Genomic DNA, 22,634 nt, shown 5'->3' on the forward strand with positions numbered 1-22,634 from the left:
ATGTGGCCGCTACGACGCTTGCAGATATAGGACGGCCCGGTTCCGATAACAGGGCTCGATAAACGGGGCCGACGAAAGAATTGGTGCTGGAACAGCGGCGCCGGATAGACGCGCGAGGAGCGTTCAAGCGCCTCGCATGGAATTGGATCGCATCTGCAGACAAGAAGCCAACTTGACCTATCCTCTCCAGGGGGATAGGTCAAAATCCAATTGGGATAGAGGTCTGCAATGTTCGTCAGCATCAGGGAATGGTTCGGTTTCGGTCATGGCGGTCAATCCCATGGCCACAGTCACGGCTCGCATGGCGATGCTGGAGGCCATGGTCACACGCACGGCGTCGTCGATCCCAGCATCGCCTCGTCCGAGCGCGGCATCTGGGCGATCAAGTGGTCGTTCGTCATTCTGGCAATCACCGCGGCTCTGCAGCTTGCCGTCGTCTTCTCTTCAGGCAGCGTGGCACTGTTGGCCGACACCATCCACAATATCGGCGATGCCGCCACCGCAATTCCTCTGTGGATCGCCTTCACGCTGGTCAGACGGAAGCCGACAAAAACCTTCAATTATGGCCTCGGCCGGGTCGAGGACCTTGCCGGCATGCTGATCGTGCTGATCATTCTCTTCAGCGCCATCGTCGCCGGCTATGAGGCGATCGACCGCCTGCTGAACCCGCAGCCGATCACCCAGCTTCTGGCGGTGGCCGTGGCCGGCGTTATCGGCTTCATCGGCAACGAGGCCGTGGCGGTGTTCCGCATCCGTGTGGGCAGGCAGATGAATAGCGCCGCGCTGATCGCCGACGGTTACCACGCCCGCACCGATGGCCTGACGAGCTTGGCGGTCGTGCTCGGCGCCGTTGGGGTCTGGTTCGGCTTTCCGCTCGCCGATCCGATCATCGGCCTGCTGATCACCATCGCGATCTTCGGCATCGTCTGGCAATCGGCGCGCGCCATCATTACCCGCAGCCTCGACGGCGTCGAGACCGGGATCACCGACGAGATCCGTCATGCAGCAGAGCATGTCGAGGGCATTGGTAATCTGAGGGACGTCAAGGCGCGCTGGATCGGTCACCGGCTCCATGCCGATATCACGATCGCTGTCGGCAGTTCGAAGACGGTTGCCGAGGCGAATACGGTCGTCCTCGCCCTCCGCAACGAGCTGAACGCCCATCTGCCGGCGCTGGGAACGGCGACGATCCAGTTCGAGACGGCTGAAACGACGACACCTGCCGAAAATCGTGGCGGCGGACATCACCATGCCCCCGGCCCGTTCACCGTCGGCTCCCCATTGGCGACCGGGTTGCTGGAGATTGTCGACACGCCGGATGGCGAGCGCTTCCGGCTGTCTGTCGGAAAGCACGCGCATGGCCTGCAGGCGGTCGTCGAGATCGATCGCGGAAACGGCGCCATCGAGCGGCTGCCGTTGCTTCCCTCGCCGACCGATCACCATGCGATGTTGAGCGCGGTCGCACCTGCCGAGCCCCACGAATTCGACGCCGTGCTGAAATTGATGGCGGGGCTTGAGGTGGACGATCTCCCCTTCCACATGGAAGAGCCGAATGGACATCAGCACTGAACTTGCCGATGAGGAGGCCGTCGACGTATGATCCACCGATCCCGTCGGAGGCGATGGAGGCATTCTGGAAATGGACACGATGACCGAACCGCACACGCATGCTACCCATCCCGATATCGTCAAGCGGCTCAAGCGTGCGGAAGGTCATCTGAAGAGCGTGATCGCCATGATCGAGGGAGGTCGGCCCTGCCTCGACATCGCCCAGCAGCTCTCGGCGGTGGAAAAGGCGATCATCAACGCCAAGCGCACGCTGATCCAGGATCATCTCGACCACTGCCTGGAAGAGACGGTCGGTGCCTTGCCGCGCGACCAGCGGCAGTCGATCGATGAGTTCAAGACGATCACGAAATATCTTTGAGGAAATGACGGACGTTACCTGGCGACCTATTCTTCGTGGGTAATGGCGGCCGCTTCGATCCTGCCGATCTGCCGGTGGCCATCGCCAAAGTGGGGCGCTATATCTGCTTACAGTTTTGACGACGGGACTGGCCTGATGCCCTGGCAGCAGATCATCGAATTCCAGCGCGACATCTACCTGTCATTCGCAGAGCATATCAAGTCGTTCGCCGCTGGCGGCGGCTGGTTTGCTTTCCTTACCTTTCTTCCAATGGGCGTCGCCTTCGGCGCAGCCCATGCCCTGACGCCGGGGCACAGCAAGTCCGTGCTCGCCACTTACCTCACGGGATCCTCGATGAAGGCCCACAAGGCGCTGTTGGTATCGATAGCTCTGTCGTTCACCCATGTGAGCATGGCCGTGCTGATCGCACTGCTCGCGCTGCCTCTGGTCTCGCATTCCCTCGTCGATGCCGGGTCGGCACCCGTGCTTCAGGCCGTCAGCCGTGGCCTGCTCGGCCTCATCGGCCTGTGGATGGTATCGAGCGCCCTCTTCCGACACGCACACACCCATTCAAGCGGCGAAGGCGTCGCCGTCGGTTTCATGGCCGGCTTGATCCCCTGCCCTCTGACATTGTTCGTCATGACCTTCGCGATGATCCATCAGGTGGTCATCACCGGACTGCTCTTTGCCCTGTCGATGATGCTCGGGGTCTGCGTCACGCTTTCGGCGGTCGCAATCCTCGCCGTGATGTTCCGCGAGCAGCTCGCCCGCCTGCTGAGCACGCGGCCGAGGCTTCTGGCGGTGGTTTCGAAATCCATCGAGGCGGCGGCCGGCGCGATCCTCGTTGCCGTCGCTCTCCATGAAATCGTTTTTGTCTGATTGTTGTTTGCGAGCTTATGCAGCCGATCAAAAGCGGACGACTGAAATCGTCAGATCGACGGCGGTTAGAACCAGAAGCTGCGCTGCGCCGCCTCAGACGGCCCCGCGTCAACGCCTGGTCTTTGCCTCGTCGCCGAATTCCGCCAGCATCTTCCAAAGGTCGGTGAAAATCTCCCGGGCGAAATCCTGCGGCGAAACGCTTGGCGGGCGCTGCTGCCAGAGCTCAGCCCCGACGCGCAGCGCACCGATGACGATGGCCGCAAGGACGCGCATGCGGGGCCGCTCAAGCGGATCACCTCCCTTGCGCAGCAGCAGCGCCTCGGCGAGCTTCTGTTCGAGCTTGGCGTATTTCAGCTGGTCGCGGGCCTTCAGCGCCGGCGTGCGATGGATGAGTTCGCCAAGCGCCAGGCCAGGCTCATCGACGGACGCGATGACGGTTGCGGTGATCGCCGCCTCGACCGCCGCGACGGAGGTTTCTTTCGCCGGCCTTGCGGCGATTGCAGCCATCAGGCGATCGGCAAAGGCATCCTGCCAGGCGAAAACCACCTCTTCCTTGGAGGGGAAATAATCGAAGAAACTGCGCTTGGAGACATCGGCCGCCTCGGTGATGTCCTCGATCGTCGTGGCCTCGAAGCCGCGCTGCAGGAAGAGGGTCATCGCCGCCTGCTCGATGCGCTCGCGCGTCTGCCGCCGCTTGCGTTCCCGCCTGCCTTCCGTCGTCTCCGTCCGCTTGTTCTCAGCCATTCCGGCCCGGCATCATCGTTCAGCCGCCGGTTTCGTTGGAAAAGGCGGCGACGTCGTCGATTTCAGCCGCGCTCTGGCGATAACTGAAGCGCTCGCGCGACAGGTCCAGCGGCTTGCGGCGCGAAATCCGGTAGACGGAGGCCGGCGGCAGGTTGCGCACCGTGCCGCCGATGCGCACCGCCTTCAGACCGAGACGGTCGAGGATCGGCCGCGGCACCGGGCAGCGCGGGCCATAGGTGAACTGATAGACGGCGCCGCCCGGCCGCATATAGGTGAAGGCGCCGGCCAGGATCGAGGCGATCTTGCGCGGCGACATGGACAAAAGTGGCAGGCCGCTGACAACCGCGCCGACCGGTTCGCCTTCGAAGATATCGGCATGGGCGAGATGGGCGGCATCCATCTGCAACACACGCGCCGTCGGAAAACGCGCCTGCAACGATGTGATGAACTCCGGACCGTACTCGATCAGGGTCAGATCCTCTTCGCTGACCCCGCGCGCCAGCAGTGCCCGGGTGAAGACGCCGGTTCCCGGGCCGAGCTCGATGATCGGCCCGTCGAGTGCGGCAATTTCACTGGTCATGATCCTGGCAAGCGAATCCCCCGACGGAGCGATGGCCGCGACCCGAAGCGGGTTGCTGACCCAGGAGCGAAAAAAATGCAGGAAATCGGAGCATGCGGCCTTTGCAGTCATGACTATCCCACCCGTCTGAAATTCGATTGATTATGAAATGCGACCATCACGGCGAGCATGGCAATTCCAAGGCAGAGGCGTCAATCGCTTGCCTGAGCGGCGTTTCCCAGATTTTTCCGCCACGTCCCGAGTATTTATACCTAATGCATTTTTGCAGTCAATGCAAGATTGCCAATCGACACGCGAAAGGGGCGGCCCGGAAGCCGCCCGCTTAAATCGCGAGATGCCGAGGTGTCCTCAATAGTTGCAGCTGGAGCCGCTCCCCGGGTTGAAGCCGAGCTTGCAATCCATCTTGAGGGGCTTCTTCGGGTTCATCATGTAAGGCGTCATCCGACCTGAGGTTTCCGAGCCGCGCTCACCGATCGAACCGGTGGTGCGCCTGTCATGCTCAACCGTGGTTTCTTGTTGGGCAACCGGACGCTCGGCTGAACCTTGCTCTGTCGCGCTCGACTGGAGGGGATCTGCCATGGCCGAGAAGGCCGAAAGGCCGAGGATTACGCCGAAGCCAGCGGCCATCAGGCCGTTCTTGAAAGTCGTGGTCATCATCGTCTCCTTGGGAGGATTCGTGGAGTTTACACGCTGGAGTTAGGAAGGCGATCTGTCACATACTACGGTGCCAAAGCAGAGGTCACGGATATGTGAGCGGCGGCTCGATCAAGAAAAAGGCGGCTCATCGCCGCCTCTTTCATTTGCCGGCTCAATAGCCGTTATCGCAAGGCATGCTGCCGGGACCGATCGATCCTGAAAACGTAGGGTTGCACATTTTCGGAGCCGCCGGCCTCTTCGCCGGCTGGCGGACGATGGAGCCCGTGGTGCCGGCCTCGACGCCGAAGGCGGCAAGCGGATACCAGTAGCCATCGGAGTGGCGGCGGGTGCCGGGGCGCTCCGTGCGAAAACCCTGATAGCCATGCCAGGACCCGGCATGTTGTTTATATTGCACCATTTTTACATCCGAGACAGCGGGCGGTCGAGCCGTCTGAACGGGCGCTGCCTGTACAGGAATGATCGACGTGATGGCGAGAAGGGCGCCGAGCACGGCGGTGGATGGGGCAAGCCTGAACATCTTCATGATAAACCCTCCTTATGGATTTATCTTAGGAAAATGCCTTTCAAACGAGCGGAGTTCCATGGCTCACATGCAATTCCAAAACTCGTGATTGCAGGCGATCCGGCGTGACTAAATCGCCGAAAAACGGGAAAAGTCGCGATCAGCAAAGGGCTCGAACGGCGCTGGGTGACGAAACGTGAATTCTCTGTTCTCAATTCGCGTATAATGTCCGGTAACCCTGGCCGGAGAGGCAAGCGACATATTGGCGATGGGCGGCAGCGCGCGCCGTGGTTTCGGCTTCCAACTCATCCGCCCCGGCATAGCCGGTCAGCTGGGCGCGCAGCTGATACTGCTTTCTCGCCTCGTCATACATGGCGTTGCCGTCGGTCATGCAAAGGCCGTGCGCAACGACCGGCGGATTGACCGGCACGCCGACCGCCAGGAGCACGGGATCATTGGCATGGTCGATGCAGCCGCCAAGACCCGTCATCATCGCCAGGGCAGCCAGAGCCCGAAAAATTCCCACCGCCATGCATTCCTCCGGCTGAAGCGCCTTAAAGATCATCAGACCTGCGGATACATCAGGAAGGTTGCGCGAAACTAGGCTGATGGGCTTGCCTGCCATTCCGGCCGGACGCGCCACCTGACTAGACATGCTTAAAATATTGCTAAAATATTATATTAATGCTTACTTGTAGTCGTAAACGCTAATCTTTCAGGAGGGAAAGATTATGGCTTCGCCGTGGGTAAACGACGCGCTGTCGCACGCACAATCAGCGTTTTCCAGCAAGACTGATACAAATATCCTTGAGGTCGGAGGCGGCTCTCGCACGCATATCCCCTTGAGAGGTGCGCGATATACCGTTGTCGACATCTCCAAAGAGCAACTCGAAAAGAACCAGGATGCCGCCGAAAGAATCCTCGGCGATGCTCAGACCATCGACTATGGCGATCGTCACTTCGACGCCTGCGTCTTCTGGGACGTTCTCGAGCATTTGGAAAGCCCACGCTCGGCCTTGTTGAGAGCCCATGACACCCTGTCTCCCGGTGGCCTGGTGTTCGTCAAGGGGCCGATCCTGAACTCAGCCAAGGGGATCTTCACCGATCTGACACCCTGGTGGACACACGTCTTGTTCTATCGCTACGTGTTGCGGCAGAAAAATGCCGGGAAGCCGGGCTATGCTCCATTTCGCGTCGAACACGCCGCAGAGGCATCCCATTCGGAGATTGCCGGGACATTGAAAGAACTCGGGATGGATGTCGTCTTCGTCGGCGAGTATGTGTCGACGCAGGTGCACGCGCTCAAGGACCGAATTCCCCCGCTTTATTGGCTCTATGAAGCTTTCGGTCTTCTGCTTCGCACGACCTCGGCCGGGAAGATCGGGGGTCGGGAGACGGAGTTCCTGATCGTGGCCAAGTGCCGTGGCCAAAGCAGATCGGTATCTTCGCATTAAGTCTCTTTATTGGATGACCGCTGCAGACTTTTGAGCGACATGCATTAGAAGTCCGCGCTCTTTAATCGTGTGGCCAGGACGTCTGTGAACAATTTGGTTTTCGCAAGGGCTATCTTTGTGGGCGGCCAGACGGCGTGGATTGGAATCCTGGTGATTTCGAAGTCCGCGAGAACCACCTCCACGACGCCGTCGTCGACCAGACGGCGGATCTGCCAGAGCGGCGCGCGGCCCATTCCAAGCCCGCGCGCGACGGCAACATGGGCGGCAGCCGCACTATCCGTCCGGAAGCGCCCACGGACGCGGACGCTCTTATGCTTCCCTGCTACACGGAACGGCCATTTCTCGATGTCCGGATCATCGGCGGCGTGAAGAACGCAGTGATGGTTTTCGAGATCATCGGGATGTCCGGGGCGGCCGTGCCGGGCGAAATAAGCCGGCGCGCCAAATATCACGACACGCAATTCGCCAATGCGTCTGGCCTTGAGCGTGGAGTCTGGCATCTCCCGGATACGCACGGCGAGATCAAGTCCCTGCTCCAGCAGATCGACCTGGCGATCCGAGACCTTGAGCTCCACCTCGACCGCCGGATACCGCTCCAGGAAATCGCAAACCACCGGCGCCACGAAGGCGGGCGCAAACAGGACCGGGGCTCCGACACGCAACAGGCCTGAGGGTTCGGCGCGCTTGTCGGCGGCTTCGCGCTTGGCATCGTTGATCTCGATCAGGGCTGGCTTGATGCGGCGATAGAGGGCAAGCCCGGCTTCGGTGGGGGTCGACTGGCGCGTCGTGCGGTTTATCAAGGCGATCCCCACGCCGCGCTCGAGCGCCGTCAGCGACCGGTTGATCGATTGCAGCGACCGGCGCAAGTCGCGGGCAGCGGCCGTCTGGCTACCCTTCTCGATAATCGCCACGAAGGCTGCAAGATCATCCAACCGGTCCATCGAGACTCTCCCGATCTTCGGAAGAGTCTATGTCAATCACAGCCGGTTGTCTCGGCTGGCGGCCACCCGATATGGAACGGAAGGTTGGTGCCGACGCGCTTTTTGCCTGTCATCCAAGAGAGGAGCGCATCATGACCACGAACAAGCGGACACTGCTGCGTGCAGGCCTCACCGCGACCGCAGCGCTGGCGGCAAAGGCCACCGGTCTGGCAGCGGCCGCGAAGGCGGAAGAGACTCCCTCCGTCGCCGGCGACGCCGTCACCGCAGCGGCAGAGGATTTCGGCCACCTCGTTCATAGGAAACCGCAGACCGTTCTCAAACCGGCATCGGCGGCCGATATCGCCGAGTTGATGCCGTGGGCAGCAAGCCGGGGTTTGAAGGTCGCGGCCCGTGGACAGGGCCATTCGGTCTTCGGCCGGGCGATGGTGGAGGGCGGCGTCGTGCTCGACATGACATCGATGCGCACGATCCATGATGTCCAGCCGGATCGCATCAGTGTCGATGCCGGCGCGACATGGAGCGCCGTTCTCGACGCCGCCTTGTCGCATGGGCTGACGCCGCCGGTGCTCACGAATTATCTTGAACTCTCCGTGGGCGGCACGCTTGCTGTCGGCGGCATAGGCCCGACGACATTCCGATACGGCATGCAGACCGACAATGTTCTCGCCCTCGATGTGGTGACCGGTGACGGTCGTCAACTCACGTGTTCACCAAACTCAAATCCGGATCTTTTCGACGCCATCCGTGCGGGGCTTGGTCAGTGCGGCATCATCACGCGGGCCACCTTGCGTCTGGTGCCAGCCCCGCAACGGGTTCGGCGGTTCAGCCTGTTTTACACCGACTTGCGCTCCTTGACGGCCGATCAGCGGACAGTGCTCACCGACGGCCGTTTCGATCAACTGCAGGGCGCCATTCTGCCCGACGGCGCCGGCGCGTGGCGATATCAGCTCGAGAGCGCCGTCCACTACGACGGCCAGGCGGCTCCCGACAATGATGCCGTGCTCGCCGGCTTGTCGGATCAGCGCAGCGCGGCGGTGATGTCCGATCTGACCTATATCGAGGATCTCAGTGCGTTTGCGCGCCTGGAAAGCCTGCTTCGTTCGAATGGCCAATGGTTTCATCCTCATCCGTGGCTGCTGACATTCCTGCGCGGCTCCAACGCCGAGCAGCTTGCCGGCGACATTCTGGCCGGACTCAAAAACTCGGATGTCGGTCCTTTCGGACGGATTACCTATTACCCGATGTTCACAAAGGCGCTGCATACGCCCCTTGTCCGGATGCCGGATGAGAGTATCGCCTTCCCGTTCAATCTCATTCGCATCCCAGCATCGAAGGATGCGACCAAGGCAGAACACATGGTCATCAGCAACCGCGCACTTTACGAGCGCCTTCGCGACGCGGGCGGCGTCCTCTATCCGGTGAGTGCGTTTCCCATGTCGCAGAACGACTGGAAGGATCATTTCGGGCCGAGATGGTCGCTGCTCCATGACGCCAAGCAGCGCTACGACCCGCTCGCCACACTGACGCCTGGATACACCGTGTTTTGACTGCAGCTGGATGTGTCCCAGGCAATGCTTCCTTGGTTCATGCCGAGCACTCCCCCACCAAGATCTATATAGCACCTCGGAATCCCGAAATTGGTTGCGGCATTGAAATCATTCAACGTTTCTTCACCTGCACACCTCACGAAGCGCGGCGAATTTCGGAATCCCGAAGCGGGGGGATTTCGGGATTCCGAAGTGAGGTTTTTTTCTTTCTGCCGACGCGACCGCGTTTGTCGGCGGCAATCTTTCGGTCGGTCTCGGACCATTTCCGGCATCTTTCCGTCGTGCACCGTTTCCACTCATCCGTTGGTGGCGCACCCTCATGGTCACCGACAAAAGTCAGCGTGAACCGGTTGGGATGCGCGACGCCGCTGCCCGCCCGGCCGCGACGAACTTTTATCAGCCCCTTATATTCGAGCTCATCGATCGCATCGGCCACATATTCGCCGGTCACGCCGTAAGATACGAACTGAGGATGGGTCACGATCAGCTTGCCGTTTTCCAAGGCGGCGTGGGCCGTGTGCTCGATGACGATGCGGAAGAAGGCGCGGCAGGCGTTCGCACTCAGGGTCGTGAAGGCCGGGGATTCCAGCAACTGAATTGTGAACCATTGCCAGCGAAGGCTGCCGTCGTCCGCCGCGCCCGGCGGAGCGGTATGCTTGCGCACCAGCGCCCGCGTCTTTCCGGCACTGGTTCGGCTTTTGTCGCGAGGGTTGAATTCGGCCATCAGCGCCTCGCCCTTTGCATCAGCGGCGCGCGACGGCCAAAGCTCGACCGCGCCATCGCCTCGCCAGTTGAGAAAAATCTGCTCGACATACGACCTTCCATGGGTTGCAACGGCGGCCAACCTAGAGCAAGAACGATCCATGAACTAGGAAAATATTCTTAGATTTTCTCTTATCACGATGCGAATGGTCGATCGAGGGAAGATGGACGTGGTGGTTTACGGCAAGCGATTGCTGGCATTGTTATCGATCTTGTTCGCAAGTGCCGTCCAGGCATTCCCTTGCGATCAGCCGATCGGATCGGGGGCTGATCGGCGGAGCAAGCCGGACGCCAGTATCGCGTTTCTAACTGGCCAGCGACGTCGCAGCCCTAATCAGCTTTGACACATGATCCGCGCGCGCTGGCAAATCACGGACTCTGCAACGCCAAATTCCGTCGCGTCGCGCTCTGCTGGGCGGGATGGGAAATGGGCGATCCGGACGAGTGGGGCAGGCCAACATATTGGTCATTGCTTCACTCGAGCATGAGCACGCGGCTTATGAGGCGGCGGCCAGAATGACGGCGATCGCGAGCAGCAAAGGACCCATCCACTTGAAGTGGCGAACCAACGGCGGCCGGTGTGCCGGCTTGCCTGGATATGGCAGATAACCAAAGCCGACGGATGTCATCCATAGGCCGGCGCAAAACATGATGATTTCATCGATATAGGCTGCGATCATGACTTTCCTGCCCTCGGATCGGCCCTGTGATATCTCCGTCTCGGCATCCGATACCACTCATCCTACCCATCAGTACGGCCAGACGGAAGAGAAGAGTGAAGCTGAGAGATTAAACTTTGGGTAGCAAGGGCTATTCGCGCGAGCTTCCGGCAGATCTGCAGCCAGAACCCGGTATGGCCGGACCCGGAAAAGTCTCCATCGTTGCTCGCCAGGGAGACGCCTGCCCGGCAAAACCTTGCTGGCGTGTGAATTCGTGCAGGAATTCTAGGAGGTTCCGCATAAGCGCGCAAAACGGCGGCATGAAACCCTTTTCGAAAAGTACATCCCAGCAGTTCACTGCTCGAGAAGAGCATCTCGTTCATCCCCTCACCTCGCCACGCTGGATGAACCGCGTTATGTGAGCCCTACAGAAAGCACGCAGCGGAGATCCTGAGATCATGCAAACCATTTGGAAGAAGCCGGTAACGCTCGCCCTTGAAGGCCCGGATCAGTGGGTGGTGATCCAGACCACCCAGGCCGCGACATGGGCGCTGGTCGAAGACTGGCCGACCGAAGAGGGTCCCGCCTTGGATAGAGCCTGTACGATTTGCGCCGACGTCATGGCAGGAAAACGAAACCGGGAAGAGGCGCGGCAGGCGTTCATCGATGCTGCGATCGAAGCCGGAATCCCGATTAAGGAATAGGGCCAGGAGGCTCTGCTAGCTGAACTTCCATCCGGTCGGCGAGAGCCAGGTAGCGCGGATGGTTCCGGAGAGGTTCCAGGTCGCTGTCCTTTTTCATCCAGGCCGCGACCGACGCGACATAGGTAGGCGATCCGGAAGCCTGCCGTTCAAGGCAGGCAATAGCCTCAGCAGGTTTGCCGAGCTTCGCATAGCAACAAGCGAGATTATAGAGGACTCTGAGATCGTCCCCAGCGATTGCGGCGGCGCGGGACGCCCACGACACTCCACGCTCCATCTCGCCCAAATCCGCCAGCAAACAGCCGCCGTAGCACATAAGGATCGGCTCGTCGGGATGTGCGGCGATCTCTCCTTCTATCAGTCGGAGGCATTCTCGCGCCGACTGCACCGCCTCTTGATGGTGTCCAAGGGATACATGGACCGCCCGCAACTGGTCCCAGGCCCGATAATCATCTGGCTTCAAGGTGATGGTGCGCTCATAGAAGCCGCGCGCCCTTTCGAACTGGCCCTGCGCGTGACAATTGCGCCCATGGAAGAAGTTCGCCTCGAAAGAGGTCGGATCTCGTTCGAGGGCGAGCTCAAACTCGGCCTCCGCCTCAGCGCGCAGACCCTTGGTAAACATTGCGATGCCTCGCGATGCATGGGCGTCGGCAAGACCTGGATCGAGCTCCAGAGCCCGGTCGGCGTTGTGTATGATGTTGTCATATGTGACGGTCGGATCATTGGCGAGCAGAAGGTAGGAGTCGCAGTCGGCCAGTCCGGCATAGGCCCGCGCATAGAGCGGATCGACGTCGATGGCCTTCGCGAACAGACCCCGGGCTGTCTTTATGCTCCTCGATTCGTGTCCACGGCTAAAGAACGATCGCCCCATCAGATAAATTTGATAGGCCTCCGGATTGTCGGTTCCCCGCTTGGTGATGGTCTCAAGCTCCTTTGCGAGGAGCCGCACCTTAAGCGCGTCGACAATGTGCTTGGAGATTTCGTCCTGGAGCGCGAAGATATCTTCAAGGTCGCGGTCGTACCGCTCCGCCCACACGTGCCGGCCATCCGTTCCATTGATGAGCTGAGCCACAATGCGCACTTTGGTTCCGGCCTTGCGCACGCTGCCTTCCAGCACATACCGCACGCCGAGTTCGCGTCCCACCTGCTTCATGTCCACAGAGCGACCCTTGTAGATAAAGCTTGAATTGCGGGCGATGACGCTGAGCGCCGACACTTTCGCAAGATCGGTGATGATGTCCTCCGTGATACCGTCACTGAAGTATTCCTGTTCCGGATCGCCGCTCATGTTGGTGAACGGCAGCACCGCGATAGACGCGCCGTCGCGCTCGGCGACCACCGGCGCAGCAGTGGGCCGCTTCGGCGGCGAATCCCATGGGTGTGCGAAGCGCGCCATGTGGACTTGTATGGGTCTCTCATGGTTCTTCACGGAATGTTGGCCGAAATCCTCGAAGTCGATCCCCAACTTACTGCCGATATGCTCGCGCACGATGCCGGCGATCGCGACCCCGCCGGGATCGGCAAGGGATTGCAGGCGCGCCGCGACGTTGACCCCGTCACCATGTATGTCGTCGCCATCGACGATGATGTAGCCGAGATTGACCCCGATGCGATATACGAGGCGGTCCTGGGCCTCCTGGGGTTCGGCTCTAGCCATCCCGCGTTGAACCTCGGTCGCGCACCTTACGGCATCGGCGACACTGGCGAACTCCACCAGCATCCCATCGCCCATCAGCTTGACGATCCGTCCGTTGTGAGCGGCAATACAGGGGTCGACCAGGTCATGCCGCAACGACTTGAGGCGGCTCAGAGTGCTGATGTCATCGATTTCCATCAAACGGGTGTAGCCGACGATGTCAGCCGAGAGGATCGCCGACAGCCTGCGTTGCATTGGAAGCCCCCACACCCGGTTGACAGCAATGCTTGATCGTAGCGCTTAGAATCCGGCGCAATCATGTCGGGAAAATAGCAGATGCTAAAGGTGAGCCGTTGGGTGGCCGCTTTGATTGCAATTGGCTTCTCCCGGAAACATTGACGCCTTAAGCCGCTGCCGGGGCAACCATCCAATTATGGTACCCTGCCTGTAGCGGTCGAGAGAGCCCGGCCGGCTAGGGTGCGCCATCACGGGTGAATCGGAGAGCCTCAGGAAGCGGCTGGAAAGCCGGCGAAGACCGGCGACGGGAGGAATACGGCGCATCGGCAGTGCGGTTCTCAGCAGTTCGCGCCTCGAGCTGCATACCTATGAAGAGCTGTCCAAGTCCACGGCCGGATCGTTCTAAAACCGCGACGCTGACAGGAACGTCAAGCCGACTCCGGGGCTTTGGCTCTTGCCAGGTCCTGGAGGAACTCTTCCATCAAGGGCTTGTCGCCAAAACGGCGATAAGCCCTTTCCGCTTCCAGCGAGAATGCCGGGTGGGCTTCGACAAGGCTCGCCATGGTAGCCTGCGCCTTTTCAAGCTCTCCGCTTCCACCCTGCAACGCGGCCTGGATGAGAAGGCAATTCTCATCACGGGGCGCTCTGACGAGACACTCGCTGATGACCGTGGCCGCCTCTTCGCGGCGGCCATCGGCATAAAGCGCCTGGCCATGCACATAGGCATAGTATTCCGGTGCCATGGGGTGCAGTCGGCGCGCCCGTTCCGCATTGGCGACAGCGTCCGGATAGTCTCCGAACCGAACCTGCGCTTTGGCCAGCGCAATCATACTGTCGGGATCGTTGGGGTTCAGTTCGACCGCACGCTGCGCCGCCTGAAGTCCGCCGGAATAGTCCGCCTGCAGCGCAAGTCCGAAACTGATTACCTGATATCCAAAACCGAGATTGGGATCGAGCCGCACGGCCTGCCGCGCCTCACTGAGACCCAAATCCAGTTCGGGCGCGGCGGCCTGACTGCCGGGCCTTTGCGCCACTTCGCCTATGTAGGTCAACGCAAGGCCTGCGCGGGCTGCGGCATAAGCCGGGTCCATTTCGAGGGCGCGCTGATACAGGCCACGGGCAACGCGAATAGCGTTCTGGTCAGCGGCGCCGTGCCGGTAACGGTCGCGCGCCTGCAAGACGAGATCATAGGCCTGCAGACTATCCGTCGGCCGCAGCGCCGCCGCTGCCGCTTCGCTTCGGCCGATATAGGGCGCGAGTTGCGCGACGATTTCCGTGGTGAGCTCGCTCTGGACGGTGAAAACGTCAGCAACCTTCTTGTCGAAGCTGCGCGACCATAAGTGCGCCCCCGTGCCTACATCAATGAGCTGCGCCGAAACGCGGAGCTGGTCGCCTTCCCGGCGCGCGCTGCCTTCAACCACGTAATCGACGCCAAGCTTTGCCGCGAGCTTACGTACATCCGTCTCCTGACCGCGCACGGCATAGGTGGAATCGCGGGCGATGACCTGAAGCTCGGGATTACGGGCGAGCGCCGTGGTCACGTCCTCGGTCAGTCCGTCCGCAAAGTAAGGCTGGTCACCGCTGCCGCTCATGGTTGCAAACGGAATGACGGCAATCGAGGGTCTGGGGTCTGCACGGGTCTGGTCCAGAGAGAGTGCAGCCGGGATGCGGCTCACCATCGCTGCCAGCGGAAGAGGTGAAATCTGGGTGCCGATGAGAATGAGAGCGATGGCAGCAACGCCATAAGACCAGCGCGCCGCGCTGCCGCGTAGGACATGTGGCACCTGCCGCCAGATCGACCAGGGAGAGCCCGCCCGCCTTACGCGGTACACTTCAAGCGGCTCGGGAATATTCTTGGCGCGCCTGCGGCCGACTCGGGCGAACAGATCGCCGCGGTTGCGCTCGGCGGCCATCACCACAGCGCCGCTGACGAATATCTGGCCAGGCTCGGTCATGGCCTCAAGCCGGGCCGCGACGTTCACCCCATCCCCATAGACATCGCCATTATCCTCGATGACATCACCGAGGTTGATGCCGATACGGAGCTTGAAAGGCCCGTCGTCAAAACCTTGCTGGATGGCAAGTGCCGCATCAACGGCCGCGTTGACGCCCGGAAACATCGCAAGGAAGCCGTCACCCGTCGTTTTGAAGGTGGTTCCGCCATGGCGGGCGACAGTGGGGTCGATCAGGTGGTCAAAAACGGTGCGCAGCTCCGCATAGGTGGAAGACTCGTCCTCGGCCATCAGCCGGCTATAACCGACGATATCAGCGGCCATGATTGCCGCGAGCTTGCGTTGCATTTCAGTCTCCCAACGGAGTGGCTTGATACACGGCCGACACTGCTAAAATTAGTGTGCAGCGATGATTCAGACTAGTCCTGCAATTCGGGAAGCGGTTATCACTACAGCTCATAAATGCGTGAATATTGAGACGGTCCGTCAGTTGGCGGTCCGCCGGCCGCTACTTCGTCTGGAGCCGTCCCGTCGCCTCACCGATGAGAGCGACGGCAATACAGACGGGCAGCCGTTGCTTTGGCGGATATATTCCAGAGCCCGCTTTTCTTCGTGCAAGCGATCGTCACTCTGAAAGATGCTTTTTGTGAGAGCGGCTGACGGTTCTCAAAGGGCCGCCTCGCCCCTTCGTCCAATCCTCTTTTCATCGATAGGCGGACGGCGCAGCAGCAGCGGGCTCGAACGTGATCCGTAGATGGGTTCCTGTTGCCCTCGCAAAACGCTCCAACGTCCTTGCGGATGGTTTCATACGCCCGCTTTCAAGGCGGGCTATGGCGCTTTGGGATGTTTCCATCCGTTCAGCCAGCTCTTCTTGGGTCAGGCCCGCGTCCGCCCGTGCCTTGATCATAGCATGGGCTAGCGCGAACTCTTCTTCGAGCGCGTCATATTCCTTCCGGTAATCTGCATCCTTCATCCACTCGGCATGAAGATCCTTCATCTTGGTCATTTGACCTCCTTTGCCCGTTCACGGGCCAATTCAAGTTCGCGTTGCGGTGTCTTTTGCGTCTTTTTCACAAAGGCTCTGATGATGACGACACGCTTTCCTGTAGCGGTGACATAGATCGCACGGGAGATTCCGCTTGCCGCCTTCACCCGAATTTCCCAAAGCTTTCCTTCGAGATGCTTCACGGTGTCATGCGGTAGTCTTTCAAGGCCAACGCTCTCTATCAATGTCGTCACCCTGACCAGCCGTGCACGTAGGTCTTTCGGGAGTGAGGCAATTTCCTCATCGACAGCGGCATTCAGGGTTTCAACGATCCACATAGACAAAATATATCAAAAATGAGATAATTAGTCCATAAAAATCTATAGGACAAAGCCGCTACGGGCTATCTTCCGGCAATGACAATATCGCCTGTTCATCAACAGCCGGGCAGCTTGTAGTGGCAGACTGTTTTAATTCAAAATCCAAAGAATGCGTGGCATGGCAAAAAGACCGTTGATACAAAAAGGCGTGGCGGAACTTGAACAGTTGTTCGATCAACGGCGCGGAGATCCGCAATTTCTTGGCGATCTGATCGATGAGCTATCTGAACGAAAAACCCAACGCGCGCAGGAACTGCGGCAACGTGCCGTGCACGCCAAAGGCACGACCGGTCAACGACCGGCAGCACCTATCGAGAACCACAAAACAACTTCGGATCGCTCGCCGGCCATCGCTATCGCCGCTGTTGATCGACCTGCAATCGCACCTCCAAAAGAGACTGCAATCCCGAAAGACGCCGCGCCGATAGCGACCCGCGCACCACTTGAACGCCTCCCTGTCAGCAACGACACCGCAAACGTCCTGTCGGCATGGACCGCGATGGAGGTTTTGTCTCCGCCGTCTTTCCGCAAGCCCGAAGATTTAGCGGGCGGGGATCGATACCGCGTCGCTCCGATCGACAAGGAGATCCTTCCCTGGGAGAATGGCGGTGAGAAAAGTCGCCCCAACCAGAAACTCTATTATCAAGTCATTCTCGGCAGCATCGATATGGAAGCATCGGTCTCTGCCTTGCTGGCAGTTTACACCGACAGCCGCGCCGAGCGTCCGCAAGCGCGCGGCGAGGCGGTCCTTGCCACAATCATGGTGGATCGCGATGGCCGCCCCGTGGAGAACGAGGCTGTTTCCATTTCCAGTTTCGGTTGGGGAATTCCGGTGGCACTGAGCGGCAAGCTGCGCGATCTCGGGCAATGGTCGCAGGCGGAAAAGGCGCTCTTGGAAGGCCTGATGGCGAGAGTGACCGTCGAAGACAAGGACGGCAACGCGTTGCCGCTCACGCGAAAGACTATTCAGAATGCCTATGATTGGCTTATCCAAACAATCGGTCTTTCGGCACCGTTCGCCAAGCCACCGGCCTTTGCCGTAAAGTCCTTTCAGTATTTCAAGCTGCTAGACCCACCGGAATCGATCCTACTCAATTCGTTCTTCCTTGACGATCTTGCAACAGCCCGCTCGCTCGTCACTTCCGGCAAGGCGACACCAAACCTCAAGCGCTATCTGGGTGTCCTTAAACCGCGTAGCCGTCGCAACCTGATGAAGGATAACGGGGCGCTTGCCGATGCACTGGAACCTCAGAAATTTCCATTAGGATCATGGCCGGGCGAAGGGCGACACCCGCTAGCACTTCTTCAGCAATGCGCGGTCAATCTCGCCCTTCACGATCTGAAGACGGACGGCATTCTGGCGGTGAACGGCCCGCCAGGCACGGGAAAAACGACGCTCCTTCGCGACGTTATCGCTGCCCTTGTCACGAAGCGGGCGGAGGTGCTTTGCACCTATGACGAGCCGGAAAACGCCTTCATCCATTCCGGGCAAAAGCTGAAGAAGGGAAATGCCTTCGTTCATCTATACCGCATGGACAATAAGATCAGGGGCTACGAGATGATCGTCGCTTCCTCGAACAACAAAGCGGTTGAGAATGTCAGCGCCGAACTGCCCGCCATGCAGGCGATAGCGGCAGATGCCGACGGCCTGCGGTATTTCAAGACGGTATCGGATGCACTTTTGCTGCGCGACACTTGGGGTGCAGTCGCGGCGGTTCTCGGCAACGGCAAGAACAGAAGCGATTTCCGGCAAACCTTTTGGTGGGACGAGGATGTCGGCCTCCAGAGGTATTTGCAGCAGGCAAGCGGCAATCCGCAGTTCATCACCGAGAAGACGGAAACCGGGACGAAACAAAGGCCACCGCACATTGTGGTCAAGGAAAATGCTCCGGAGGATCATGACGAGGCGTTGCGGCGTTGGAAGAAGGCCCGACAGCATTTCCGCAAGGTGGACGCATCTGCCAAAGCCAAGTTGGCCGAGTTGCAAAAAGCCCATGATCTCTTGCGCTCCATCCGGCAGAAGCAAGAGACGATTAATGGCCTCGCCGTCGAAGTCGAGGCCATGGCCCCGCTATTGGCGCAGATGACGGAACGCGCCCGCAGCGCGGCATCCGCATTCGAGAACCAAAAGCGCATCGTGGAAGCACTGGACCGGGACCGCGCCGCTTCCTTCAACGTCCGTCCGGGCTTTTTCAGCCGCATTTTCGGCACGCAGACCCATCGCTCATGGCTTGCGGCGCACGACATCATCGCGAAGCGGCTGACATCCGAACAGACGACCCTTTCGCGACTGACGGCTGACGCCGATGCCAAAGTGTCCGAACATGCGCGGGTCAATGGCGAGCTTCAAAAGATGCAGGCCTCGATCGCCGGATTGACCGAGGCGGTGAATCGCGAACGGAGTGCGTGCGAAGACCTTGCCCGCCTGTATCCCGGCACGTTCATCTCGGATGACTTCTTCGATCAGCGTCATCAGGAGAAGCAGAAAAGCGCACCTTGGCTGGACGCTACAACGGCGCGCCTTCGCAATGATGTATTCGAAGCAGCGATGGCCTTGCACAAAGCCTTCGTCGATGCTGCTGCCAAGCCGATCCGGCATAATCTCAACGTGCTGCTGGACGGCTTCGGCACACGCTCGCTGGGCAGTCCGGAAAAGGACGCGCTCATCCCCGACATGTGGTCCACCCTATTCCTGCTGGTGCCGGTGGTGTCCACAACGTTTGCCTCGGTTTCGCGGATGTTCGCAAAAATCGGGCCGGAATCCTTCGGATGGCTGCTTGTGGACGAAGCGGGACAGGCTTTGCCGCAGGCGGCTATCGGTGCGTTGATACGGACGCAACGGGCGATGGTCGTGGGCGACCCTATCCAGATCGAGCCGGTTGTCGTCCTGCCCGACCAGTTGACCGAAGCCATGTGCCATCAATTCGGGATCGATCCGCTGGTCTATAATGCGCCCGGAGCCTCCGCTCAGACATTGGCTGACAGCGCCACCGAATATTACGGCACGTTCGAGACAAAGTTCGGAACGCGCGAAGTCGGTGTTCCGCTGCTCGTCCATCGTCGCTGTGCCGAGCCGATGTTCGGCATTTCGAATTCCATCGCCTACGAGAATCTGATGGTCCAGGCGAAGGTCGAAAAGCCCTCCGCCATCCGCGATGTTCTCGGCCCATCCAGATGGATCGATGTCGAAGGACGCGGACAGGAAAAATGGTGCCCGCAAGAAGGCACTGCGCTACTGGCACTGTTGCGCCAGCTCAGGGACAACGGATGCGTTCCCGACTTTTATGTCGTGACGCCGTTCGTGGTAGTGCAGGATCGCATGCGGGAAGCGTTGCGGACGAGCGGTGTGCTCGATGGTTGGGTCGAGAACCCCTACCAGTGGGTTCGTGACCGCGTGGGGACGGTCCACACCGTTCAGGGCCGTGAAGCCGAAGCCGTCTTCTTCATCCTAGGCGCTCCCGACGTCCAGCAGCGCGGCGCTCGCGGCTGGGCCGGTGGCCGCCCCAATTTGCTGAACGTAGCGGCGACGAGGGCCAAGGAGGCGCTTTACGTCGTCGGTAATCGGGGGCTCTGGAAAACTGCAGGCGTGTTCCAGTCGCTCGACGATTTCCTCGACTGAGGCCGTTCATGGAACGGCCGCCACCGAAACGGCGGTCGTGGTCAAGGGGCGCGAAAGCCCATTGCGGCGGACTGAGACGCGGACCTGCGCGCCGATCTTCAACAGCTTCAATCGGATCGTGCCGCAGGTGGCATCGGCAAGCCGGGTATGAGCGAGGCCGAGGCGGCGTAGCGCACAGATGCCTGAACGATTCTTGACGCCAGCCTGCCGAGCGTGATCACGGCCTACGAAAATCGCATTCGCACGAAGAGAAGAGAAGAAGCTTGTGATCCATGAACGGGTCGCCAATGCGGGCCGTCAAAAGGCAAGCTTCGATAAAACACTTAGAACGGCGCTCGACTTCCTCTCAAACCCTTGGAATCTCTGGAACTCGGGGAGACTGGAGGATCGCCGCGCGGTGCTGAAACTGACCTTCGCCGATAGGCTGAGATACAAACGGAATGAAGGATTTGAACGGCGGATTTGAGTTTGCCGTTCATGAAAGAGAAATGGCGCACCCGAAGAGATTCGAACTCCTGACCCCCAGATTCGTAGTCTGGTGCTCTATCCAGCTGAGCTACGGGTGCGTGCAAAATGCGGCGGTGCCGCTTGCGTGGCGATCCTCTAAAACGTCCTTCAGGACAATGCAAGAGCATTTCTGAAAAAATCGCGTCTTTGTCTGCCCGCGGCCGCGCCTTGCCAAACCCCGTTACTTATCAATATGCGTCCGGCTGCGGTAATCCTCCAGCGAAACCGGGCGATCGGGGATCTCGATGCGGAACTGCGTGCCGACCGTCGGTTTTTCCACCAGCGCGATCGTGCCGCCATGGGCGAGCACCAGCTCGCGGGCGATGGTGAGGCCAAGGCCGGTGCCGCCGGAGCGGGCGGAGCCGCGGAAGGCGGCAAAAAGGTTCTGGCGCGCCTTTAGCGGCATGCCGGGGCCGGTATCATCCACCGTGATGCTGACGACGCTGCCGACGCGCTGGGCGGAAACGGTGATGCGCCTGATGGAGCCCTGGCCGCCCTCGCCCGGCGACGTCAGCGCCTGCAGCGCGTTGCGGCAGAGATTGTGGATGACGCGGAAGAGCTGTTCGCCATCGGCATCGACCTCAAGCTCGGCGCCGATCTGCTCTGCGAATTCGATGCCGCTTTGCGGATCGATCGCCAGCATGTCCTTGACGTCCTGGGTGAGTTCCAACAGGCGGATATGGCGGCGGCGCGGTGCGGATTCGCTCGCCTTGCCGTAGGACAGCACCTCGGTGGTGTAACCGACGGCGCGGTCGATGGTGCGCAAGAGTTTCGGGGCGAAGCTTTTCACCATCGGGTCGTCGACATCGACCAGCCGGTCTGACATCAGCTGCGCAGAGGCCAGGATATTGCGCATGTCGTGATTGATCTTGGAGACGGCGAGGCCGAGAGCGGCAAGGTTCTTCTGCTGCTTCAGCGTCTTTTGCAGCTCCATCTGCATCGAGGTGAGGTTGCGGCCGGCGACCGCCAGTTCGTCGCGGCCGCCGTCGCCGATATAGATATGGGCGGGGTTCTCGGGATCGGAGGAGAATTGCTGCATGCTGCCGGTCAGCCGGCGGATCGGGCCGATGAGGATACGGTTGATCGCAAAGAAGATCAGCGTCGCCGTGAACAGCGAGATCAGCACCGACAGCAAGAGGACGTTGCGGGAATAGGCGAACATCGCCGTGCGCAGCGGCCGGTCCTTCATCACCACCTCGACGCCGGTGTTGGTGTCACCGACGGGGCCGTAGACGCGGATTATCCTGCTGCCGCCGAAGACCAGCGTGTCGAGTGCGTCGCGTATCGCCGTCACCGGCGGCACGTCAGTGAGATCATAGGCTTCATCGACGGAGGCCGGCATATCGGTCGTCGCCAAGAGCCGCGAGGTGCCCTCCTTGCGCAGCACGATGGCCTTGGTGCCGGTCGCCTCCAGCGTCTCCTTCTGCAGCGCCCGCGGCAGCTCGACGGGCTGCAGCCCATCGATGACGATGGCAGCGGCAGCGGCAGTGTTCAGCCTGTCCTGCAGCCAGCGCAAGCGCATGCTGGCGACCGAGGGAAAGAAGATCAGGATTTCGGCGAGCATGATAAAGAAGACGGTGAGCCAGAGCAGCTTGCCGGAGAGGCCGCCGAACAGGCGGGCAGGCGGGCACCGCGCCCTTGCAGTCTCGCCGGCCGCGGGGATTTCCGCCGAAGGATTGTCGCCCTGGTCTCTTATCGGCATTCTCGTCTCGCCCGATCGGCAGCACTTCAGCCGCCCTTACCGTTGAGCTCTATATTAGACCAAGATGCTCCGCTTTCAAATCTTTGCGAGCAGCGTCACGTCGTCACAAAGAAACGCCGCTCGAGAGGAGGAAGGCCCCTCCCCAACCCCTCCCCACAAGGGGGAGGGACTAATTTGCGGCGCCCGCGCAGCAAATATCAGCCTTTCCGCGGATGAAACGACGAAGTGGGAAGCGCCAGTGCGACAGATTAAGCCCCTCCCCCTTGTGGGGAGGGGTTTGGGGC

20 protein-coding genes and 1 tRNA gene are annotated in these 22,634 nt (G+C 60.3%); 7 read left to right on the plus strand and 14 right to left on the minus strand.

The features are described from left to right. The first annotated feature begins 228 nt into the window (after positions 1-228). The 3 genes from GFM02_RS31290 (at position 229) to GFM02_RS31300 (ending at position 2,785) form a co-directional block, all read left to right on the plus strand. On the plus strand, positions 229-1,569 hold the full coding sequence (locus tag GFM02_RS31290; RefSeq protein ID WP_168273381.1) for a cation diffusion facilitator family transporter: 1,341 nt from the start codon (positions 229-231) through the stop codon (positions 1,567-1,569). Positions 1,570-1,648: 79 nt separating this feature from the next. Then, a complete protein-coding gene (locus tag GFM02_RS31295; protein WP_026238697.1) occupies positions 1,649-1,927 on the plus strand; it encodes a metal-sensing transcriptional repressor in 279 nt (92 codons plus the stop codon). A 135-nt stretch (positions 1,928-2,062) separates the two neighbouring features. Then, positions 2,063-2,785 carry a sulfite exporter TauE/SafE family protein gene (locus GFM02_RS31300; RefSeq protein ID WP_168323829.1) on the plus strand — a complete coding sequence of 241 codons (723 nt, stop codon included), beginning with the start codon at positions 2,063-2,065 and terminating at the stop codon, positions 2,783-2,785. Between the two features lie 108 nt (positions 2,786-2,893). On the opposite strand, the gene GFM02_RS31305 is transcribed toward GFM02_RS31300, so the two are convergent. The 5 genes from GFM02_RS31305 to GFM02_RS31325 form a co-directional block, all read right to left on the minus strand. Beyond that, entirely contained in the window at positions 2,894-3,529 is a 636-nt protein-coding gene (locus GFM02_RS31305; RefSeq protein WP_168323830.1) for a TetR family transcriptional regulator, read from the minus strand. A 19-nt stretch (positions 3,530-3,548) separates the two neighbouring features. Next, positions 3,549-4,220, minus strand: coding sequence for a class I SAM-dependent methyltransferase (locus GFM02_RS31310; RefSeq protein ID WP_027666195.1), 672 nt, complete (start codon positions 4,218-4,220; stop codon positions 3,549-3,551). Between the two features lie 237 nt (positions 4,221-4,457). Then, positions 4,458-4,763: a hypothetical protein gene (locus GFM02_RS31315; protein WP_168263372.1), complete on the minus strand. Its 306-nt coding sequence runs from the start codon at positions 4,761-4,763 to the stop codon at positions 4,458-4,460. Between the two features lie 154 nt (positions 4,764-4,917). Then, positions 4,918-5,289 carry a cell surface protein gene (locus GFM02_RS31320; RefSeq protein WP_168273377.1) on the minus strand — a complete coding sequence of 124 codons (372 nt, stop codon included), beginning with the start codon at positions 5,287-5,289 and terminating at the stop codon, positions 4,918-4,920. 190 nt (positions 5,290-5,479) lie between these two features. Next, entirely contained in the window at positions 5,480-5,800 is a 321-nt protein-coding gene (locus GFM02_RS31325; RefSeq protein WP_168263374.1) for a hypothetical protein, read from the minus strand. Between the two features lie 199 nt (positions 5,801-5,999). Here GFM02_RS31325 and GFM02_RS31330 point away from each other — a divergent pair, with 199 nt between their 5' ends. Continuing rightward, complete coding sequence (locus GFM02_RS31330) at positions 6,000-6,722, plus strand: class I SAM-dependent methyltransferase (protein ID WP_168323831.1); 723 nt, start codon at positions 6,000-6,002, stop codon at positions 6,720-6,722. 44 nt (positions 6,723-6,766) lie between these two features. On the opposite strand, the gene GFM02_RS31335 is transcribed toward GFM02_RS31330, so the two are convergent. Next, complete coding sequence (locus GFM02_RS31335) at positions 6,767-7,663, minus strand: LysR family transcriptional regulator (RefSeq protein WP_168323832.1); 897 nt, start codon at positions 7,661-7,663, stop codon at positions 6,767-6,769. A gap of 131 nt (positions 7,664-7,794) precedes the next feature. On the opposite strand from GFM02_RS31335, the gene GFM02_RS31340 reads away from it, so the two are divergent. After that, positions 7,795-9,210 carry an FAD-binding protein gene (locus GFM02_RS31340; protein ID WP_246792508.1) on the plus strand — a complete coding sequence of 472 codons (1,416 nt, stop codon included), beginning with the start codon at positions 7,795-7,797 and terminating at the stop codon, positions 9,208-9,210. 136 nt (positions 9,211-9,346) lie between these two features. Here GFM02_RS31340 and GFM02_RS31345 read toward each other — a convergent pair whose 3' ends face one another. Together GFM02_RS31345 and GFM02_RS31350 are read right to left on the minus strand one after the other, a co-directional pair. Next, positions 9,347-9,934, minus strand: a complete 588-nt coding sequence (locus GFM02_RS31345; protein ID WP_168273162.1) for a hypothetical protein — start codon at positions 9,932-9,934, stop codon at positions 9,347-9,349. A gap of 535 nt (positions 9,935-10,469) precedes the next feature. Next, positions 10,470-10,652: a hypothetical protein gene (locus GFM02_RS31350; RefSeq protein WP_168263379.1), complete on the minus strand. Its 183-nt coding sequence runs from the start codon at positions 10,650-10,652 to the stop codon at positions 10,470-10,472. 437 nt (positions 10,653-11,089) lie between these two features. Between GFM02_RS31350 and GFM02_RS31355 the strand changes: the two genes are divergently transcribed. Then, the gene (locus GFM02_RS31355; RefSeq protein ID WP_168273140.1) at positions 11,090-11,335 is read left to right on the plus strand and encodes a DUF982 domain-containing protein; all 246 of its coding nucleotides are present in this window, start codon (positions 11,090-11,092) and stop codon (positions 11,333-11,335) included. Here the strand turns inward: GFM02_RS31355 and GFM02_RS31360 are convergent. From GFM02_RS31360 to GFM02_RS31375, 4 genes are all read right to left on the minus strand, one after another. Then, the gene (locus GFM02_RS31360) at positions 11,325-13,223 is read right to left on the minus strand and encodes an adenylate/guanylate cyclase domain-containing protein (RefSeq protein ID WP_168323834.1); all 1,899 of its coding nucleotides are present in this window, start codon (positions 13,221-13,223) and stop codon (positions 11,325-11,327) included. The two genes, GFM02_RS31355 and GFM02_RS31360, sit on opposite strands and share 11 nt — an antisense overlap. Positions 13,224-13,633: 410 nt before the next feature. Further along, a complete protein-coding gene (locus tag GFM02_RS31365; RefSeq protein WP_168273142.1) occupies positions 13,634-15,505 on the minus strand; it encodes an adenylate/guanylate cyclase domain-containing protein in 1,872 nt (623 codons plus the stop codon). 355 nt (positions 15,506-15,860) lie between these two features. Then, complete coding sequence (locus GFM02_RS31370) at positions 15,861-16,163, minus strand: helix-turn-helix domain-containing protein (RefSeq protein WP_168273143.1); 303 nt, start codon at positions 16,161-16,163, stop codon at positions 15,861-15,863. Beyond that, positions 16,160-16,480 carry a type II toxin-antitoxin system RelE/ParE family toxin gene (locus tag GFM02_RS31375; RefSeq protein WP_168273144.1) on the minus strand — a complete coding sequence of 107 codons (321 nt, stop codon included), beginning with the start codon at positions 16,478-16,480 and terminating at the stop codon, positions 16,160-16,162. The genes GFM02_RS31370 and GFM02_RS31375 overlap by 4 nt, the downstream gene beginning before the upstream one ends. Before the next feature lie 160 nt (positions 16,481-16,640). Here GFM02_RS31375 and GFM02_RS31380 point away from each other — a divergent pair, with 160 nt between their 5' ends. Further along, entirely contained in the window at positions 16,641-20,141 is a 3,501-nt protein-coding gene (locus GFM02_RS31380; protein WP_168273146.1) for a DEAD/DEAH box helicase, read from the plus strand. Positions 20,142-20,630: 489 nt separating this feature from the next. Here the strand turns inward: GFM02_RS31380 and GFM02_RS31390 are convergent. Together GFM02_RS31390 and GFM02_RS31395 are read right to left on the minus strand one after the other, a co-directional pair. Next, positions 20,631-20,707 (minus strand) — tRNA-Arg (locus GFM02_RS31390). Between the two features lie 122 nt (positions 20,708-20,829). After that, positions 20,830-22,350, minus strand: coding sequence for an ATP-binding protein (locus tag GFM02_RS31395; protein ID WP_168273147.1), 1,521 nt, complete (start codon positions 22,348-22,350; stop codon positions 20,830-20,832). Positions 22,351-22,634 lie beyond the last annotated feature (284 nt).

Source organism: Rhizobium leguminosarum bv. viciae (assembly GCF_012276115.1).
GTDB lineage: Bacteria > Pseudomonadota > Alphaproteobacteria > Rhizobiales > Rhizobiaceae > Rhizobium > Rhizobium leguminosarum_T.

Coding starts and splice junctions, on each gene's coding strand:
- GFM02_RS31290 (WP_168273381.1), top strand. CDS start 229: ATGTTCGTCAGCATCAGGGAATGGTTCGGTTTCGGTCATGGCGGTCAA.
- GFM02_RS31295 (WP_026238697.1), top strand. CDS start 1,649: ATGACCGAACCGCACACGCATGCTACCCATCCCGATATCGTCAAGCGG.
- GFM02_RS31300 (WP_168323829.1), top strand. CDS start 2,063: ATGCCCTGGCAGCAGATCATCGAATTCCAGCGCGACATCTACCTGTCA.
- GFM02_RS31305 (WP_168323830.1), bottom strand. CDS start 3,529: ATGGCTGAGAACAAGCGGACGGAGACGACGGAAGGCAGGCGGGAACGC.
- GFM02_RS31310 (WP_027666195.1), bottom strand. CDS start 4,220: ATGACTGCAAAGGCCGCATGCTCCGATTTCCTGCATTTTTTTCGCTCC.
- GFM02_RS31315 (WP_168263372.1), bottom strand. CDS start 4,763: ATGACCACGACTTTCAAGAACGGCCTGATGGCCGCTGGCTTCGGCGTA.
- GFM02_RS31320 (WP_168273377.1), bottom strand. CDS start 5,289: ATGAAGATGTTCAGGCTTGCCCCATCCACCGCCGTGCTCGGCGCCCTT.
- GFM02_RS31325 (WP_168263374.1), bottom strand. CDS start 5,800: ATGGCGGTGGGAATTTTTCGGGCTCTGGCTGCCCTGGCGATGATGACG.
- GFM02_RS31330 (WP_168323831.1), top strand. CDS start 6,000: ATGGCTTCGCCGTGGGTAAACGACGCGCTGTCGCACGCACAATCAGCG.
- GFM02_RS31335 (WP_168323832.1), bottom strand. CDS start 7,663: ATGGACCGGTTGGATGATCTTGCAGCCTTCGTGGCGATTATCGAGAAG.
- GFM02_RS31340 (WP_246792508.1), top strand. CDS start 7,795: ATGACCACGAACAAGCGGACACTGCTGCGTGCAGGCCTCACCGCGACC.
- GFM02_RS31345 (WP_168273162.1), bottom strand. CDS start 9,934: ATGGCCGAATTCAACCCTCGCGACAAAAGCCGAACCAGTGCCGGAAAG.
- GFM02_RS31350 (WP_168263379.1), bottom strand. CDS start 10,652: ATGATCGCAGCCTATATCGATGAAATCATCATGTTTTGCGCCGGCCTA.
- GFM02_RS31355 (WP_168273140.1), top strand. CDS start 11,090: ATGCAAACCATTTGGAAGAAGCCGGTAACGCTCGCCCTTGAAGGCCCG.
- GFM02_RS31360 (WP_168323834.1), bottom strand. CDS start 13,223: ATGCAACGCAGGCTGTCGGCGATCCTCTCGGCTGACATCGTCGGCTAC.
- GFM02_RS31365 (WP_168273142.1), bottom strand. CDS start 15,505: ATGCAACGCAAGCTCGCGGCAATCATGGCCGCTGATATCGTCGGTTAT.
- GFM02_RS31370 (WP_168273143.1), bottom strand. CDS start 16,163: ATGACCAAGATGAAGGATCTTCATGCCGAGTGGATGAAGGATGCAGAT.
- GFM02_RS31375 (WP_168273144.1), bottom strand. CDS start 16,480: ATGTGGATCGTTGAAACCCTGAATGCCGCTGTCGATGAGGAAATTGCC.
- GFM02_RS31380 (WP_168273146.1), top strand. CDS start 16,641: ATGGCAAAAAGACCGTTGATACAAAAAGGCGTGGCGGAACTTGAACAG.
- GFM02_RS31395 (WP_168273147.1), bottom strand. CDS start 22,350: ATGCCGATAAGAGACCAGGGCGACAATCCTTCGGCGGAAATCCCCGCG.